This window comes from Pseudomonas sp. R1-6, assembly GCF_051132115.1.
Lineage (GTDB): Bacteria > Pseudomonadota > Gammaproteobacteria > Pseudomonadales > Pseudomonadaceae > Aquipseudomonas.
On record NZ_CP071662.1, the window covers coordinates 3634689 to 3651240 of the forward strand.

The 16552-nt window shown below is 62.4% G+C and carries 12 protein-coding genes; 2 read left to right on the forward strand and 10 right to left on the reverse strand.

The window, feature by feature from the left end:
• Positions 1 to 256: 256 nt before the first annotated feature.
• From J3P81_RS16420 to leuC, 9 genes are all read right to left on the reverse strand, one after another.
• Positions 257 to 889, reverse strand: coding sequence for a phosphoribosylanthranilate isomerase (locus tag J3P81_RS16420; protein ID WP_434559817.1), 633 nt, complete (start codon positions 887 to 889; stop codon positions 257 to 259).
• 63 nt (positions 890 to 952) lie between these two features.
• Positions 953 to 1777 (reverse strand): tRNA pseudouridine(38-40) synthase TruA, encoded by an 825-nt coding sequence (truA, locus tag J3P81_RS16425; RefSeq protein ID WP_434564131.1) that lies wholly within the window; start codon positions 1775 to 1777, stop codon positions 953 to 955.
• Positions 1778 to 2057: 280 nt separating this feature from the next.
• Complete coding sequence (locus J3P81_RS16430) at positions 2058 to 4631, reverse strand: FimV/HubP family polar landmark protein (RefSeq protein ID WP_434559819.1); 2574 nt, start codon at positions 4629 to 4631, stop codon at positions 2058 to 2060.
• Positions 4632 to 4839: 208 nt separating this feature from the next.
• Positions 4840 to 5850 (reverse strand): aspartate-semialdehyde dehydrogenase, encoded by a 1011-nt coding sequence (locus tag J3P81_RS16435; RefSeq protein WP_420765687.1) that lies wholly within the window; start codon positions 5848 to 5850, stop codon positions 4840 to 4842.
• A 253-nt stretch (positions 5851 to 6103) separates the two neighbouring features.
• Positions 6104 to 7216, reverse strand: coding sequence for an aspartate-semialdehyde dehydrogenase (gene asd, locus J3P81_RS16440; RefSeq protein ID WP_420765686.1), 1113 nt, complete (start codon positions 7214 to 7216; stop codon positions 6104 to 6106).
• Between the two features lie 54 nt (positions 7217 to 7270).
• On the reverse strand, positions 7271 to 8353 hold the full coding sequence (gene leuB, locus J3P81_RS16445; protein ID WP_063320312.1) for a 3-isopropylmalate dehydrogenase: 1083 nt from the start codon (positions 8351 to 8353) through the stop codon (positions 7271 to 7273).
• Positions 8354 to 8409: 56 nt separating this feature from the next.
• Positions 8410 to 9174, reverse strand: a complete 765-nt coding sequence (locus tag J3P81_RS16450; RefSeq protein ID WP_434559821.1) for a class I SAM-dependent methyltransferase — start codon at positions 9172 to 9174, stop codon at positions 8410 to 8412.
• A 142-nt stretch (positions 9175 to 9316) separates the two neighbouring features.
• Positions 9317 to 9961: a 3-isopropylmalate dehydratase small subunit gene (gene leuD / locus J3P81_RS16455; protein WP_030142033.1), complete on the reverse strand. Its 645-nt coding sequence runs from the start codon at positions 9959 to 9961 to the stop codon at positions 9317 to 9319.
• A gap of 11 nt (positions 9962 to 9972) precedes the next feature.
• A complete protein-coding gene (leuC, locus tag J3P81_RS16460) occupies positions 9973 to 11391 on the reverse strand; it encodes a 3-isopropylmalate dehydratase large subunit (protein WP_420765684.1) in 1419 nt (472 codons plus the stop codon).
• Between the two features lie 157 nt (positions 11392 to 11548).
• On the opposite strand from leuC, the gene J3P81_RS16465 reads away from it, so the two are divergent.
• Both J3P81_RS16465 and J3P81_RS16470 read left to right on the forward strand, forming a co-directional pair.
• Positions 11549 to 12439 carry a LysR family transcriptional regulator gene (locus tag J3P81_RS16465; protein ID WP_420765683.1) on the forward strand — a complete coding sequence of 297 codons (891 nt, stop codon included), beginning with the start codon at positions 11549 to 11551 and terminating at the stop codon, positions 12437 to 12439.
• A 67-nt stretch (positions 12440 to 12506) separates the two neighbouring features.
• A complete protein-coding gene (locus J3P81_RS16470; protein WP_434559823.1) occupies positions 12507 to 15785 on the forward strand; it encodes a PAS domain S-box protein in 3279 nt (1092 codons plus the stop codon).
• Between the two features lie 234 nt (positions 15786 to 16019).
• Here the strand turns inward: J3P81_RS16470 and J3P81_RS16475 are convergent, their stop codons facing one another.
• Positions 16020 to 16472, reverse strand: a complete 453-nt coding sequence (locus J3P81_RS16475) for an Hsp20 family protein (RefSeq protein ID WP_420765681.1) — start codon at positions 16470 to 16472, stop codon at positions 16020 to 16022.
• Positions 16473 to 16552 lie beyond the last annotated feature (80 nt).

Sequence of the window (16552 nt, forward strand, 5' to 3'; positions counted from 1 at the left end):
GCTTCTTTCTCCAGTACCGGCGGCCCGAACGCTCTGGTTCGCGGCCCCGCGTATGCCCTTGAGCTCAAATTCATTGTGCGGCGAGGAACGAGGATCGTCGCGGTCAGTGCGAAACATGACCTGCGCCCAGCCCAACCATCCCCCACCATCCCGGCAACCGCTGCACTGCGATTGCCACTACGCTATCGGCCCACCCGTAGGCGGCGCCTGCCTGCTTTGAACAGTGCAGGTATGGACGGCGGCAGTCTGCCAGCCGTCACATTGACGACTGGCTGCTGCGCACAGCCGCCATGAATGCCTGGATCTTCGCCGGGTCCTTGATGCCCCTGGCCTGCTCCACCCCGCCACTGACGTCCACCGCGTAGGGTCGAACCTGGGCGATGGCGTCAGCCACGTTGTCCGCCGTCAGGCCACCGGCGAGGATGATCGGCTTGTCCAGGCCCTGCGGCACCAACGTCCAGTCGAACGCTTCACCGGTCCCTCCCGGAACGCCCTCCACGTAGGTGTCCAGCAAGATACCGCTGGCCCCGGAAAAGGCTTTGCAACTGGCGGCGATGTCGTCGCCGGCCTTGACCCGCAACGCCTTGATGTACGGTCGATGCCAACCCTCGCAATCGGCGGGTGTCTCGTCGCCATGGAACTGCAGGAAGGCCAGCGGCACCGCATCGAGGATTTCGCCCAGCTCGCAACGACTCGCATTGACGAACAGGCCGACCGGCGTGACGAAGGGTGGCAACGCCTGAATGATCGCTCGTGCCTGCTGCACCGTCACCGCCCGTGGGCTCTTGGCGTAGAACACGAGGCCGATGGCGTCCGCACCGGCGTCGACCGCCGCCAAGGCGTCTTCGACTCGGGTGATTCCGCATATCTTGCTGCGAACGACCGACATGGTGGATAAAACCTCAGGCAAATCCGTGGAAGTCCCGGATGGTAACAAATGCAGCGGAGGGCGTCAGCCGTCGAGTTCCGAGAAACCCGTGAGGAAATGTGGCCCGATGTAACGCTCAGGCAACTCGAATTCGTCGTGATATTCAACCTGGACCAGGTACAGGCCAAACGGGTGCGCGGTCACGCCTCCCGAGCGGCGAATGCGGCTTTCGAGCACTTCCTTGACCCATTCTACCGGCCGCTCACCCGCGCCGATGGTCATCAGCACACCGGCGATGTTGCGCACCATGTGGTGCAGAAAGGCGCTGGCGCGGATATCAAGCACGATCATCTTGCCGTGACGGGTCACGCGCAGATGATGCAGTTCCTTGATCGGCGACTTGGCCTGGCACTGCCCCGCGCGAAAAGCGCTGAAATCATGAACGCCGACCAGGTATTGCGCGGCCTCGGCCATACGCTCGACATCCAGCGGACGGTGGTTCCAGGTGATTTCTTCATTCAGGTGCGCTGGGCGGATCTGATCGTTGTAAATCACGTAGCGATAGCGCCGGGCGATGGCCTTGAAGCGCGCATGAAAATGCGCGGGCATCGCCTTTGCCCAACTGACGCTGACATCGTGCGGCAGGTTGATATTGGCCCCCATCACCCAAGCCTTCATCGAGCGCTCGACTTGGGTGTCAAAATGCACCACCTGGCCGCAGGCATGCACGCCGGCGTCGGTTCGTCCGGCGCAATGCAGCGACACGGGGGAATCGGCGACTTTGGACAGCGCGTCTTCAAGGGTTTCCTGCACCGTTAATACGCCGGAGGCCTGACGCTGCCAGCCGCGATAGCGCGAGCCTTTGTATTCAACGCCCAAGGCGATTCGGAAAAAGCCGTCGGCCGCCATTTCGGCGGCCGGGTTGTCTATGTTTGCCAAGGAATTACAGCCTGCTGAGGTACGCAAAGGCGGGCATTATAAAGCGGGTGCGGTGGGATGCCAGTGTAACCGGCGGTCCCGCAGTGAATGGCCTGGCGCCATCGCGAGCAGGCTCGCTCCCACAGGGGTTTCCAGCGACCACAACACCTGTGGGAGCGAGCCTGCTCGCGATGCCGCCAGCCCAGACGCTACAAAACCTGCAAACAAAAACGGCAGCCTCACCGGCTGCCGTTTTTGTTTAACCGCCGACTCACGCCAGGCGCGACAGCATCTCCTTCGCTTCGCTCTTCTGCGTGGCATCGCCTTCACTGAGCACTTCGCCGAGGATATCCCGGGCGCCGTCATTGTCGCCCATGTCGATGTAGGCCTGGGCCAGATCGAGCTTGGTTGCCACTTCGTCGGTGCCGCTGAGGAAATCGAAGTCCGGCTCGTCGTCGGCAGTCGCCAGGGCGTCTTCAGCAGTGAAGGTTGGCTGGCCTATGCTGTCGGACAGGCGATCCAGCTCGGCGTTGACATCGTCCAGCTCGGACTCGAAAGCATCCTTAGGCTGATCGTGGGCGTCCATCTCGTCGGCCAGGGACAGATCGAAATCCGCCGGCAGTTCAAGATCGTCGGCCGGCGTGTCATCCAACGCGGGCGTTTCGGCCGCTGGAATATCCAACCCCTTGAGATCGTCGTCCAGGTCCAGCAGGAAGTCTTCATCCGCCAAGGCGGGTGCCGGAGAGTCCGCGCCCAGGTCCAGATCGAACTCCGACAGATCGTCGAGGCTTTCGTTGGCCTCGGTCTGTTGCTTGAGCACCGATTCAAAACTCAGGTCATCGTCTTGCGGAAACGCATCCAGTTCGGCAAGCGGCTCGGGGGCTGGCGCGACCGGAGAGGTGTCCATGTCCTCCAGGCTCAGATCAAAAGCGCTGTCGAGCTCGTCGTCGGTCGGCGATTTGTCTTCCAACAGCTCCTTGACGTACTGGGCATCCAACTCAGCGGCGACGGCTGCCGCAGCCAGGCCTGCACCGGCGGCGACCGCCATGGCCGGGAAACGGCTCTTGAGCTGTTCGACCTGGGCGTAATTGTCGCCATTGGCGACCAACTGCCGCTCCTGGGCGACAAAGGCGTCGCGGTCGCCCTGCTGGCCGTAGACTTCCATCAGCTTCAAGCGCAGGTCGCTGCGCTGGGGCTCGGCCTTGATGCCTTGTTCAAGCAGGTCGGCGGCCTGATTCAAGCGACCACGATCGATGTGCGACTGAGCCTGGGGCAGCACGTCGTCCGAACGCTCCGCGGCCGGTGCTACCAGCGGTGCGGCTATGGGGGGCGTGACGACCACGGGCGCAACCACCGGGGCAGGCCTAGGGGCTGGCGCGGGGGCTGGCTTGGGTTCGAGCTTTACGCTGGGTGGTGGTACTTCAATGCCCTCGAAGCTGCTCGGGGGCAGATCGAGCTCCGGGGAGAAGTCGGCCTCCTCCTCGAGGGCTCGGGCCATGCGCAGATGTTTCTCGGCTTCCTGCTGGGCCTTGCGGCGGCGAGCGAGCAGCAGGAGCAGCAGCAAGAGGAGCAACGCACCGCCGCCAATCAGGCCCAGCAGGATCGGATTGGTCAGCAGGTCGTTGTATTTTTTCTCGTCGGCTGCGGCCGGCGCCGGTTCAACCGGCGGGGTCGCTTCCGGGGTGGCCTGGGGTGCCGGGGCGGCGGACGGTGCTTGTGCCGCTGGCGCGGGGGTCAGTTCCGCCGACATCGCCGGGGTGGCTTCGCCAGTGGGCGGGACCGCGACGCCTTCGGCCTGCATTTTCGCCAGTTGGTTGTTCTTCAGCTCGATCAGGCGCTGCAGTTTGTCCAGCTGGCTCTGAAGATCGGCCATGCGGCTCTTCAGTTCTTCATTGTCGCGACGAGCCGAATCGAGGCTTTCCTGAGTCACGGCAAGTTGGTTACTCAGGGCCTGGGCATCACCGGCTGCGCCTTTGCCTTTGGCACCCGCTTTCGCCGACTCGGCGGAAACCAGGCTCAGGTTATCGCGAGCCGCGCCCTGGGCCGGTGCGTTATCGCCACCGCCACGCCGGGTGGCGTCCACCTGCTGGCGTCCGTTACCCGCCCCGCTCCGACGCCCCTGACGCCAGGCGGCGTTTTGAGCGGCCACTTCGGCAATGGCCTGGGGCTGCGGCAATGCCGTGCTTTGCACCGGATCGGGCAGGCGCAACACCTGGCCGGTCTTGAGCAGGTTGATGTTGCCGTCGATGAATGCGTTCGGGTTCAACGCCTGGATCGCCAGCATCGTTTGCTGCACCGAACCACCGTTGCGCACCTTGGCGGCGATTTCCCATAGGGTATCGCGCGGCGTCGTGGTGTATTGGGACGGCTTGGTAGCCCCGGTGACCGGCGATGAAACCACCTGGGACGGCTTCGCCCGAGCGGCGTCAGCGGCCTGCGGCGAGAACTTAGACGGATCGAGCAGTACGCTGTAGTCGCGCAGCAAGCGGCCGTTGGGCCACATCACCTGCACGAGGAATTTGACCATCGGTTCGGTCAGCGGCCGGCTGGAAGTCACCCGCAGGACACTCTTGCCGTTGGCGTTGATCACCGGTGTGAAGCTCAATTCATTGAGAAAGGCTTGGCGGTCAATGCCCGCCTTGGCGAATTCTTCAGGTGGGGCCAGGCTCGGCACCACCTCGGCGGCGGTCAGTTGCTGGACATCGAGCAGTTCGATCTCGGCCACCAGAGGCTGGTTCGGCGGCGACTTGAGGGTCAATTCCCCCAGCCCGAGCGCTTGCGCCATACCGGAGGACAGCGCCGAGGCGGCCGCTATTGCTAACACCAGTTTGCGAACTTGAACCATAGCCTCTTCCTTTGTTTGAACATTCCTCGGCCAGCGAGAAGGTGTTGATGCCGCTGCCGTAAGGCATTGCGCGCAGCCCCAAGCGACGGTGCGCGCGATCGTTTCACTCATGCCCGAGGCAGTCCCCGGGAGGGAGGTTCGCCTTCAGCACTCTGGCCAAGCATAGCGCCCAGCTAGAACCATTCGACAAATTGTTGCCAAGTATCTTTTACAGCAGGTCTTTTATCAACAACTCAGCCACCTGCACCGCGTTGAGCGCCGCGCCCTTGCGCACGTTATCCGACGTCAGCCACATATTCAGCTCCGACGGATCATCGATGCCGCCGCGCACGCGACCGATATAGACCACATCCTGCCCCACCGCATCACCCACCGGCGTCGGATAATCACCCGCCTCCACCAGCTCGATGCCGGGGGCCGCTTCCAGGGCGGCGTTGACCTTCGCCAGGTCGACGGGACCGGCAGACTCCACGGTCACGCTAAAGCTATCGCCAAAAAACACCGGGGCTTGAATGCAAGTCGCGGAAATCTTTAACAAAGGTTGCTCCAGCACTTGGCGCAGCTCACTCACCAGTCGCTTTTCCAGTGGGGTATGGCCCTGCGCATCGGGACTACCCACCTGGGCCAACAGGTTGAACGCCATCTGCCGATCGAAGAACGTCGGTTCGAGCGGACGGGCGTTGAGCAATTCCGCCGTCTGGCGCGCCAACTCAGTGACCGCAACGCGGCCTTGGGCCGATACGGCGAGGCTGGCAGTCAGGCTCACGCGCTGGATATCCAGGCATTGGCGCAACGGTGCCAAGGCAACGGCCAGGACCGTCGCCGAGGGGCTGGGGCTGCTGACCTGCACGGGCCTGGACAGGTTCGCCAGCACGTGCGGGTTGGCCTCCGGTACGATCTGCGGCGCCTGTTCGGCCGGCAGCGCACCGGACAGGTCGATCAGCGCGCAGCCGGCCGCCGTGGCGCGCGGAGCGAAGCTCAGAGTGACCGCCGGCCCCGCCGCGAAAAACGCCAGTTGGACTTTGCTGAAATCGAACTCATCGACCTCGCGCACCCGCACGTTTTTACTCCGGAACATCACCGAGCTGCCCGCCGACTCGCTGCTGGCCAACAGGTGCAGGTTGCCGATCGGGAAGTCGCGCTCTTCAAGAATCTGGACGAGGGTTTCGCCGACAGTACCGGTGGCGCCGATCACGGCAATATCAAAGGACTGGCTCATGGGTCTACCTCAGGTAAAACGTGGGGAGCGGCACTTTACCGGGTGGTGGGTGGGCAGGCAATTGGCGGGAAGTTTGTGGTGACTGTGGCGGCCCCTTCGCGAGCAGGCTCGCTCCCACATTGGATCTTCAGTGAACACAAAACCTGTGGAAGCGAGCCTGCTCATGAAGGGGCCGGTCCAGACACCCAAAAACTGCCCCAATAAAAAACCCGCACCTCTTACAAGGCGCGGGTTCTTTCACAGCGACAATCGATCAACGCTCGAGCAAAATCCGCAGCATGCGGCGCAGCGGTTCGGCCGCGCCCCACAACAGTTGGTCGCCAACGGTGAAGGCACCGACGAACTGCGAGCCCATGTTCAGTTTGCGCAAGCGGCCCACTGGCACGTTCAGGGTGCCGTTGACCTTGGTCGGGCTCAGCTCCTGCATGCTGGTTTCACGGTTGTTCGGCACCAGCTTGACCCACGGGTTGTGCTGGCTGATCAAGCCTTCGATGTCGGCGATCGGCACGTCTTTGTTCAGCTTGATGGTCAGCGCCTGGCTGTGGCAACGCATGGCGCCGATGCGCACGCAGATGCCGTCCACCGGGATCGGGCTCTTGAAGCGGCCCAGGATCTTGTTGGTCTCGGCCTGGGCCTTCCATTCTTCACGGCTCTGGCCGTTCGGCAGTTCCTTGTCGATCCAAGGGATCAGGCTGCCGGCCAGCGGCACGCCGAAATTCTCGGTCGGGTAGGCATCGCTGCGCATCGCTTCGGCGACCTTGCGGTCGATGTCCAGGATGGCACTGGCCGGGTTCGCCAGCTCGTCAGCCACGGCGCCGTGAGTCACGCCCATTTGCTTGATCAGCTCGCGCATGTGCTGCGCGCCGCCACCGGAGGCTGCCTGATAGGTCATGGCGCTCATCCACTCCACCAGGCCCGCTTCGAACAGGCCACCCAGACCCATCAGCATCAGGCTGACGGTGCAGTTGCCGCCGATGTAGTTCTTGGTGCCCGCATCCAGCTGCTGGTCGATGACTTTGCGGTTGACCGGGTCGAGGATGATCACCGCGTCGTCCTGCATGCGCAGGCTGGAAGCGGCATCGATCCAGTAACCCTGCCAGCCGGCTTCACGCAGTTTCGGGAAGACTTCGCTGGTGTAGTCGCCGCCCTGGCAGGTCAAAATCACGTCGAGGGTCTTGAGCTCGTCGATGCTGTAGGCATCCTTGAGCGCACCGGTGTCCTTGCCCACGGACGGGCCCTGGCCACCCACGTTGGAAGTGGTGAAGAACACCGGCTCAATGAGATCGAAATCCTGCTCTTCCAGCATTCGCTGCATGAGCACGGAACCGACCATGCCGCGCCAACCGATCAGACCTACACGTTTCATCGCAACTACACCTATACAAAAGTGGGCCACCGTCGAGGCGGTGGGCCCGAAAGATTACAGATTCCGCAGCGCGGCGACTACTGCATCGCCCATTTGCTGCGTACCGACTTTGGTACAGCCTTGCGACCAGATATCACCGGTGCGCAAGCCTTGGTCCAGGACCACGCTGACGGCTTTTTCGATCGCGTCGGCGGCATCGTTCAAGTTGAAGCTGTAGCGCAGCATCATCGACACCGACAGGATGGTCGCCAACGGGTTGGCAATGCCCTGCCCGGCGATGTCCGGCGCCGAACCGTGGCACGGCTCGTACATGCCCTTGTTGTTGGCGTCCAGGGAGGCCGACGGCAGCATGCCGATGGAACCGGTGAGCATTGACGCTTCGTCGGACAGGATGTCGCCGAACATGTTGTCGGTGACGATCACGTCGAACTGCTTCGGCGCACGCACCAGTTGCATCGCCGCGTTGTCGACGTACATGTGGCTCAGTTCGATGTCCGGGTAATCCTTGGCCACCTGCTCGACCACTTCGCGCCACAGTTGGCTGGAAGCCAGCACGTTGGCCTTGTCCACCGAGCACAGTTTCTTGCCCCGCACGCGGGCCATGTCGAAGCCGACCCGGGCGATACGGCGGATTTCGCTTTCGCTGTATGGCAGGGTGTCGTAGGCCTGGCGCTCGCCATTCTCCAGCTCACGGGTGCCGCGCGGGGCGCCGAAGTAGATACCGCCGGTCAGTTCGCGGACGATGAGGATGTCCAGGCCCGAGACGATTTCCGGCTTCAGGCTCGACGCGTCGGCCAGTTGCGGATAAAGGATCGCCGGACGCAGGTTGCCAAACAGACCCAGTTGCGCACGAATCTTCAGAAGGCCGCGCTCCGGGCGGATGTCGCGTTCGATCTTGTCCCATTTCGGGCCGCCCACGGCGCCCAGCAGCACGGCATCGGCGGCACGGGCACGGTCCAGGGTTTCATCGGCCAGGGGTACGCCGTGCTTGTCGATGGCCGCGCCACCGATGACGTCGTGGCTGAGTTCGAAGCCCAGGCCGTACTTGTCGTTCGCCAACTCCAGGACCTTGACCGCCTCGGCCATGATTTCCGGGCCGATGCCGTCACCTGGGAGAATCAGAATCTGTTTGCTCATGCTTTCCTCGTTTGTTCGGTTTTCGGCACAACCCCTGGGGCCGACCGGTAAAAATCCTATCGCTCGGCCCACAGCACCAGCACATCTGTACTGAACGAACCATCGGCCTCAATCTGAAAATATTCACGCACTTCGTCGCCCATCGAACGCTGCAGCTCAAGAATCGCCGCACGCATCACCTCGGGGGTGCGCATGCGCTCGACCCAGGACTGGTACTCCAGGCGCAGGCGCTGGCGCGACGTGCTGCGAGTGTGCAGCCCCGCTTCGCTGACCTGGCGCAACCATTCGGCGGCCGAATAGTCGCGCACATGGCTGGTGTCGCGCAGCACTTCGATGCTTTGCAGGTAGGTGTCCAGTAACGGCGTGCCAGGCGACAGGATATCGATGAACGCTACCACCCCGCCCGGCTTGAGCACCCGGCGCACTTCCCGCAATGCCAGGCCGAGGTCGCTCCAATGATGCGCCGAATAGCGGCTGAACACGAAGTCGAACTCAGCGTCGGCGAACGGCAACCGCTCGGCGGCGCCACGAACCGTGCTGATATTGCCCAGGCCACGCTCGGCAGCCGCCGCCGTCACCACGTCGAGCATCTGCTGGGACAGATCGTATGCCACCACCTCACCGGCCAGCGGCGCCACGTGGAAACTCACATGGCCGGCGCCGCAACCCAGGTCCAGCACACGGGCATCGCCACGACCGGCCAGCTCGGCCTGTAGCAGGGCGAACTCGGTGCCCTGGGCGTGCACGGCACTGCTCAGGTAGGCCGAGGCCTGTTCACCGAATTGCTTTTGGACGACTTGGCTGTGGGCGGTGCTGGTCATGTGTGGCTTCCTTTTGGGTGTTGTGTTGCCTGGGTGGGCCTCATCGCGAGCAAGCTCGCTCCCACAGGGATTTTGGGTGTTCACAAACACCTGTGGGAGCGAGCTTGCTCGCGATGAGGCCGGTACTGCCTACATCAATCCATCAAGCATCGCGAAACAACCAAGGCTGGCTCGCCCGATGCTTGGCCTCGAACGCGGCAATTGCCTCGCCGTCCTGCAAGGTCAGGCCGATGTCATCCAGGCCATTGAGCAGGCAATGCTTGCGAAACGCATCGATCTCGAAACCCAGCACCTTGCCGTCGGGGCGGGTCACCGTCTGCGCGGCCAGGTCGATCTGCAATTGATAACCAGGATTGGCCTCGACCTGCTGGAACAGCTCGTCCACTTCGGCATCGCTGAGGATGATCGGCAGCAGGCCGTTCTTGAAGCTGTTGTTGAAGAAAATGTCCGCGTAACTCGGCGCGATGATGCTGCGGAAACCGTACTCTTCCAGAGCCCACGGCGCGTGCTCGCGGCTCGAGCCGCAGCCGAAGTTCTCACGGGCCAGCAACACGCTGGCGCCTTGGTAGCGCTCGGCGTTGAGCACGAAGTCCTTGTTCAGCGGACGCTTGGAGTTGTCCTGGTACGGCTGGCCGACATCCAGGTAGCGCCATTCGTCGAACAGGTTCGGGCCGAAGCCGGTGCGCTTGATGGATTTCAAGAATTGCTTGGGGATGATCTGGTCGGTGTCGACATTGGCACGATCCAAAGGCGCGACAAGACCGGTGTGCTGGGTAAAAGCTTTCATGCTGCGCTCCTTCAGATCAATTCGCGGACGTCGACGAAACGGCCGTTGACAGCTGCCGCCGCGGCCATCGCCGGGCTAACCAGGTGCGTACGACCACCGGCACCCTGACGGCCTTCGAAATTTCGGTTGGACGTCGAGGCGCAATGCTCGCCCGACTCCAGGCGGTCCGGGTTCATCGCCAGGCACATCGAGCAACCCGGCTCACGCCATTCGAAACCGGCTTCGAGGAAAATCTTGTCCAGCCCTTCCGCTTCGGCCTGGGCCTTCACCAGGCCCGAGCCCGGCACCACGATGGCCTGTTTGATGGTCGAGGCGACCTTGCGGCCCTTGGCGATGACCGCCGCGGCGCGCAGGTCCTCAATCCGCGAGTTGGTGCAGGAGCCGATGAAAACACGGTCGAGCTGAATGTCGGTGATCGCCTGGTTGGCGCTCAAGCCCATGTACTTCAAGGCACGGACAATGGAGTCGCGCTTGACCAGGTCCGTTTCCTTGGCCGGATCCGGCACGTTCTGGTCCACTGCAAGGACCATTTCCGGCGAAGTGCCCCAGCTGACTTGCGGCTTGATCTGCGTCGCATCGAGCTCGACCACGGTGTCGAATTTGGCGTCCGGGTCAGAGACCAGGTCTTTCCAGGCTTCGACCGCCATGTCCCACTCCGCGCCTTTGGGCGAGAACGGACGGCCCTTGACGTATTCGACGGTTTTTTCATCGGCGGCCACCAACCCGACGCGCGCGCCGGCTTCGATGGACATGTTGCAGATGGTCATGCGGCCCTCGACGGACAAGTCGCGGATCGCGCTGCCAGCGAACTCGATGGCATGGCCGTTACCGCCAGCGGTACCGATCTTGCCGATCACGGCCAGGACGATGTCCTTGGCGGTCACGCCGAACGGCAACTTGCCCTCGACGCGCACCAGCATGTTTTTCATTTTCTTGGCGACCAGGCACTGGGTGGCCAGCACGTGCTCGACCTCGGAAGTGCCGATGCCGTGGGCCAAGGCGCCGAATGCGCCGTGGGTCGAGGTATGGGAGTCACCGCAGACCACGGTCATGCCGGGCAAGGTCGCGCCTTGCTCCGGGCCGATGACGTGGACGATGCCCTGGCGCACGTCGTTCATCTTGAATTCAACGATGCCGTATTCATCACAGTTGTCGTCGAGGGTCTGGACTTGAAGACGCGAGACCTGGTCGGCAATGGCTTCGATGCCGCCCTTGCGCTCCGGGGTGGTCGGTACGTTGTGGTCCGGGGTGGCGATGTTGGCATCGATGCGCCAAGGCTTGCGCCCAGCCAGGCGCAGGCCTTCGAAGGCTTGCGGCGAAGTCACTTCATGGATGATGTGACGATCGATGTAGATCAGCGCCGAGCCATCGTCGCGCTGCTTGACCAAATGCGAATCCCAGAGCTTGTCGTAGAGCGTTTTGCCGGCCATCACACGGTTTCCTCATCAGCTTGTTTCTATGCCCTGGGTCTTGAGTGAGTAAATGATCCCTTGGCTTGTGAGGCTGATGTTATGAGGCTACATTAAATAACTCAAATTCATATTTTTCATGCTTTGCATAACCAACAGGAATTCGACCGGTACGGCCATGGACTTAGCCAACCTCAACGCCTTTATTGCCATCGCCGAGACCGGCAGTTTCTCCGGAGCCGGCGAGCGCCTGCACCTCACCCAGCCCGCTATCAGCAAGCGTATTGCCGGGCTGGAACAACAGCTCAATGTGCGCCTCTTCGACCGGCTGGGCCGTGAAATTGGCCTGACCGAAGCCGGCCGGGCGCTGCTGCCCCGGGCCTATCAGATTCTCAACGTGCTCGACGACACCCGCCGCGCCCTGACCAATCTGACCGGCGAAGTGACCGGGCGGCTGACCCTCGCCACCAGTCACCACATCGGCTTGCATCGCCTGCCCTCCTTATTAAGGGAATTCACCCGACGCTACCCACAGGTGGCATTGGATATTCAGTTCCTTGATTCGGAAGTGGCCTACGAGGAAATCCTTCACGGTCGCGCGGAACTCGCCGTCATCACCCTCGCCCCCGAGCCCCACGCACTGGTAAGGGCCAAGCCGGTGTGGGACGACCCGCTGGATTTCGTCGTAGCGCCGGAACATGCGCTGCTGGAAAACGGCGCAGTGAGCCTGGCGGACATCGCGTTGCATCCGGCGGTGTTCCCTGGCGGCAATACCTTCACCCATCACATCGTCCAGCGACTGTTCGAAGCCCAAGGCCTGACACCGAACATCGCCATGAGCACGAATTATCTGGAAACCATAAAGATGATGGTCTCCATTGGCCTGGCCTGGAGCGTCCTGCCGCGCACCATGCTCGACGAACAGGTGGCGCGCATCCCTTTGCCGGGCATACAGCTCAGTCGCCAGCTAGGCTATATCGTGCACACCGAACGGACGCTGTCGAATGCAGCACGGGCTTTCATGGCTCTACTGGACGCACAAATCGATCTGCCAGGGACAAGGGCATAAGTTGTGCTACTCCTATAGGGCCACTACGCCTGTGCATCACACCCACCCGCCCAAGGCCCGCTAGAGAATGCCCAAACCCGCCGACCATCTTCCGCCCCTGCCGCGTATCCAGGCGCTCGACCCGAAGCGGTCCGAGCAGAGCTGGGACAGCGCGCCACAGCTGCTGGCCGCCCTGAACGGAGCGCGGCTGGGGGCCTGGTCGTGGGACATCGATACCGGGCAGATCAGTTGGTCCCGAGGCACCCAGGCACTGTTCGGCTTCGATCCGCGCCATCCGTTACCCGCCGACGTGGACTACCTCGATCTGTTGCTGCCCGAGGACCGGGCCCGGGCCATGCGCGCGTTTCACGCGGCGGTGGCCGGCGCACCGCTCGAGCAGGCCATGCACCACCGAATCGTCTGGCCCGACGGCAGCCTGCATTGGCTGGAAATCAGCGGCAGCGTATTGCCCGACAAACATGGCCGTCCACGCATGATCGGGGTCATTCGCGAGATCACCCACCAGCGCGAACGGGAACAGGCGCTGCGCAGCTCGGAAAAACGCTTCGCCACGCTTTTTCATCTTTGCCCGAACATGGTCTTGCTGACCCGCCAGGAGGACGGCCTGATCAGCGAAGCCAACCAGTATTTCGAAAGCCTGTTCGGCTGGCCGGTTCACGATGTGATTGGCCGCACCACCCTGGAACTGGGCCTGTGGGTCGACCCCAGGCAACGGGCGAAGCTGGTGGAGGCGACCAAGGCCAAAGGCGAACTGGTGAGCATGGAAGTGGAGTTCCGGGCCAGTAACGGCCAGGTCCACAACGGCATCCTCAGCGCGCAGAAAGTCGAACTCGAAGGCCAACCGTACCTGCTGAGCACGTTCCTCGATACCACCGAGCGCAAACTCGCCGAACAGGCCCTCAAGGACAGCCAGGAACGCCTGGACCTGGCCCTCGACTCGGCGCAACTGGGCACCTGGGACTGGCACATTCCCAGCGGCATGCTCTACGGTTCGGCCCGGGCCGCGCAGCTCCATGGCCTGGAGCCCAAAGCCTTTCATGAATCGTTCGACGCGTTTTTCGAGGGCGTACCCACCGAAGAACGCAACAACATGCGCAACGCCTACCGCAGCCTGCGCGAAGGCCCGGCGGGCAACTATCAATTGACCTATCGCGTGCAGCTGCCGGACGGCAGCTCACGCTATCTGGAGAGCCGCGCCCGCCTCTACCGCGACGACGACGGCAGCCCCTTGCGCATGGCCGGCACTTTGCTCGACATCACCGATCAGGTGGAGCGCGAACAGAGCCTGGCGGCATCGGAAGAAAAATTCGCCACACTGTTCCAGGTCAGCCCCGACCCGATCTGCGTGACCCACCAGGACGATGGCAGATTCCTGGAAATCAACTCCAGCTTCACCCAGACCTTCGGCTGGGCGGCCAGCGACGTCATCGGCCGCAGCGCCGACGAGATTGGTCTGTGGGACGCGTCCGGCAGCAGCCTGCAACGCATCGAACGGGTGATCCGCGAGCAATCGCTGAGCAATGTCGCCATCGTCGTCCACCACAAGAACGGCCAGCCGCTGACCTGCGTGATTTCCAGCCGGCAGATCCACGTCGGCAACCAGCCCTGCATCGTCACCACCCTGCGGGACATCACCCAGCAGCAGCGTTCCGAGGCGGCGCTCAAGGCCAGCGAGGAAAAATTCGCCAAGGCTTTCCACTCCAGCCCTGACGCCATCACCATCACTGAATGCGAAAGCGGCCGCTACCTTGAGGTCAACGACGGTTTCTGCCGCCTCACTGGCTATCGCGCCGACGAAGTGGTCGGCCACACAGTGTACGAAGTCGGCATCTGGGCCGAGGAAAAACAACGCACGGCGCTGCTGGCAGAGCTACAGCTCAAGGGCCGGGTCGTGCATCAGGAAATGCTCGGGCGCAACAAGCGTGGGGAAATCCTCACGGTGGAAGTGTCGGTGGAACCCATCACGCTCAACGAGACCGCCTGTCTGCTGCTGACAGCCCGGGACGTCAGCCTGCTGCGCAACGCCGAAGCGCAGATCCGCCACCTGGCTTATCACGACCCACTCACCAACCTGCCCAACCGGGCGTTGTTGATGGACCGCTTGAGCCAGCAGATCGCCTTGCTCAAGCGCCACAGCCTTCGCGGAGCCCTGCTGTTCCTCGACCTGGACCACTTCAAGCACATCAATGACTCCCTCGGCCATCCGGTGGGCGATACGGTGCTGAAGATCATCACCGCACGCCTCGAAGCCAGCGTGCGCCTCGAAGACACCGTGGCGCGGCTGGGTGGCGACGAGTTCGTGGTACTGCTCAGCGGCCTCGAAGGCACACGGGCCGCAGTCAGCGAACAGGTACAGAACCTGGCCGACACCCTGCGTGACCTGCTCTCGGAACCGATGTTCCTGGACGGCCAACGGCTTCAAGTTACCCCCAGCATTGGCATGGCGCTGATTCCGGACCACGGCTCCACCCCGACCGACCTGCTCAAGCGCGCCGACATTGCCCTCTACCGCGCCAAGGACTCGGGGCGCAACACGTCGCAGATGTTCCACGCCACCATGCAAAAAGCCGCGAGCGAGCGACTGCGCATGGAAACCGACTTGCGCCAGGCCCTGGCTCGCAACGAGTTCAGTTTGCATTTCCAGCCCCAGATCGATGCCCGGGACAACCGCATCATCGGCGCCGAAGCCCTGGTCCGTTGGAATCATCCGGACCTGGGTGCGCAGTCGCCCAACGAGTTCATCAAGGTGCTGGAAGACAGCGGCTTGATCCTGGAGGTCGGGACCTGGATCCTCGATGAAGCCTGCAACGGCTTCAAGCAGTTGATCGCCAAGGGCAAGGTCGATCCGCAGCGCTTCAAATTGTGCGTCAACATCAGCCCACGGCAGTTTCGCCAGAGTGATTTCGTCGAACGCATCGAAAGCAGCCTCTCCCGTCACGGCCTGCCCTATTGCGTGCTCAAACTGGAAATCACCGAAGGCATCGTAATCCAGAACCTGGACGACACCATCGGCAAGATGCGTCGCCTCAAGAAACTGGGCGTGAGCTTCGCCATGGATGATTTCGGCACGGGATACTCGTCGCTGACGTACCTCAAACGCCTACCGGTCGACACGTTGAAAATCGATCAATCCTTCGTGCGGGACGCCACCAGCGACCCCAACGACGCCGAAATCATCCGCGCCATCGTGGCCATGGCCCGTAGCCTGAACCTGGAAATGATCGCCGAAGGGGTGGAGACGCTGGAACAATTGCAGTTCCTGCAGGGGCTCGATTGTCATTTGTACCAGGGTTACCTGCACAGCCGGCCGTTGCCGCTGGAGGCGTTTGAGCGGTTGTTGCCCTAATTCTGAACCGCAATACAAGACGGGCTTTTGTGGCGAGGGGATTTATCCCCGCTGGGTTGCGAAGCAGCCCCAAAAAAGAACAGACGACGCTGTTTAGCCTGACACGCCGAGGCGACGGCTTTTAGGGCTGCTTCGCAGCCCAGCGGGGATAAATCCCCTCGCCACGATTAATCTTCCACCGATCTCAAAAATGAAGAAGGGCGCCATTCGGCGCCCTTCTTCAATTGCGATGGATCAATTCTCCAGCGCGGGTTTTTGCTGCGCACCGTTGATCGGGATGCGCTTGGCTTTCGCCTCTTCCGGTACCACGCGCAACAGGTCGATGCTCAACAGACCGTTGCTCAGGCCGGCGGCCTTGATCTCGATATGATCCGCCAACCGGAAGGACAGCTTGAACGCCCGCTGGGCGATGCCTTGGTGCAGGTAGGTCACGCTGTCGTTGCTGGCCTCGCGCTTGCCGCCGCTGATGGTCAGCACACCTTTTTCCACTTGCAGGTCCAGGTCTTCTTCCCGGAACCCGGCAGCGGCGACTACGATGCGGTATTCGTCATCGCCGTGTTTTTCCACGTTGTAGGGTGGATAACTGCTGCCCGGTTCGTTGCGCAGTGCGGTTTCGAACAGGTCGTTGAAACGGTCGAAGCCCACCGAGGAACGGAACAGAGGGGCCAGCGAAAATGCAGTACTCATGATTCAAATCTCCTGAAAGTTCAGCAAGGTTTTTTGTCTCCGCGACCCGAATTCGGCATCGCGTACCCCCTATCTAGGGT

Excerpts from the sequence above, each read along its gene's own strand:
- J3P81_RS16420 (WP_434559817.1), bottom strand. The coding sequence starts at position 889 with ATGTCGGTCGTTCGCAGCAAGATATGCGGAATCACCCGAGTCGAAGAC.
- truA (WP_434564131.1), bottom strand. The coding sequence starts at position 1,777 with ATGGCGGCCGACGGCTTTTTCCGAATCGCCTTGGGCGTTGAATACAAA.
- J3P81_RS16430 (WP_434559819.1), bottom strand. The coding sequence starts at position 4,631 with ATGGTTCAAGTTCGCAAACTGGTGTTAGCAATAGCGGCCGCCTCGGCG.
- J3P81_RS16435 (WP_420765687.1), bottom strand. The coding sequence starts at position 5,850 with ATGAGCCAGTCCTTTGATATTGCCGTGATCGGCGCCACCGGTACTGTC.
- asd (WP_420765686.1), bottom strand. The coding sequence starts at position 7,216 with ATGAAACGTGTAGGTCTGATCGGTTGGCGCGGCATGGTCGGTTCCGTG.
- leuB (WP_063320312.1), bottom strand. The coding sequence starts at position 8,353 with ATGAGCAAACAGATTCTGATTCTCCCAGGTGACGGCATCGGCCCGGAA.
- J3P81_RS16450 (WP_434559821.1), bottom strand. The coding sequence starts at position 9,174 with ATGACCAGCACCGCCCACAGCCAAGTCGTCCAAAAGCAATTCGGTGAA.
- leuD (WP_030142033.1), bottom strand. The coding sequence starts at position 9,961 with ATGAAAGCTTTTACCCAGCACACCGGTCTTGTCGCGCCTTTGGATCGT.
- leuC (WP_420765684.1), bottom strand. The coding sequence starts at position 11,391 with ATGGCCGGCAAAACGCTCTACGACAAGCTCTGGGATTCGCATTTGGTC.
- J3P81_RS16465 (WP_420765683.1), top strand. The coding sequence starts at position 11,549 with ATGGACTTAGCCAACCTCAACGCCTTTATTGCCATCGCCGAGACCGGC.
- J3P81_RS16470 (WP_434559823.1), top strand. The coding sequence starts at position 12,507 with ATGCCCAAACCCGCCGACCATCTTCCGCCCCTGCCGCGTATCCAGGCG.
- J3P81_RS16475 (WP_420765681.1), bottom strand. The coding sequence starts at position 16,472 with ATGAGTACTGCATTTTCGCTGGCCCCTCTGTTCCGTTCCTCGGTGGGC.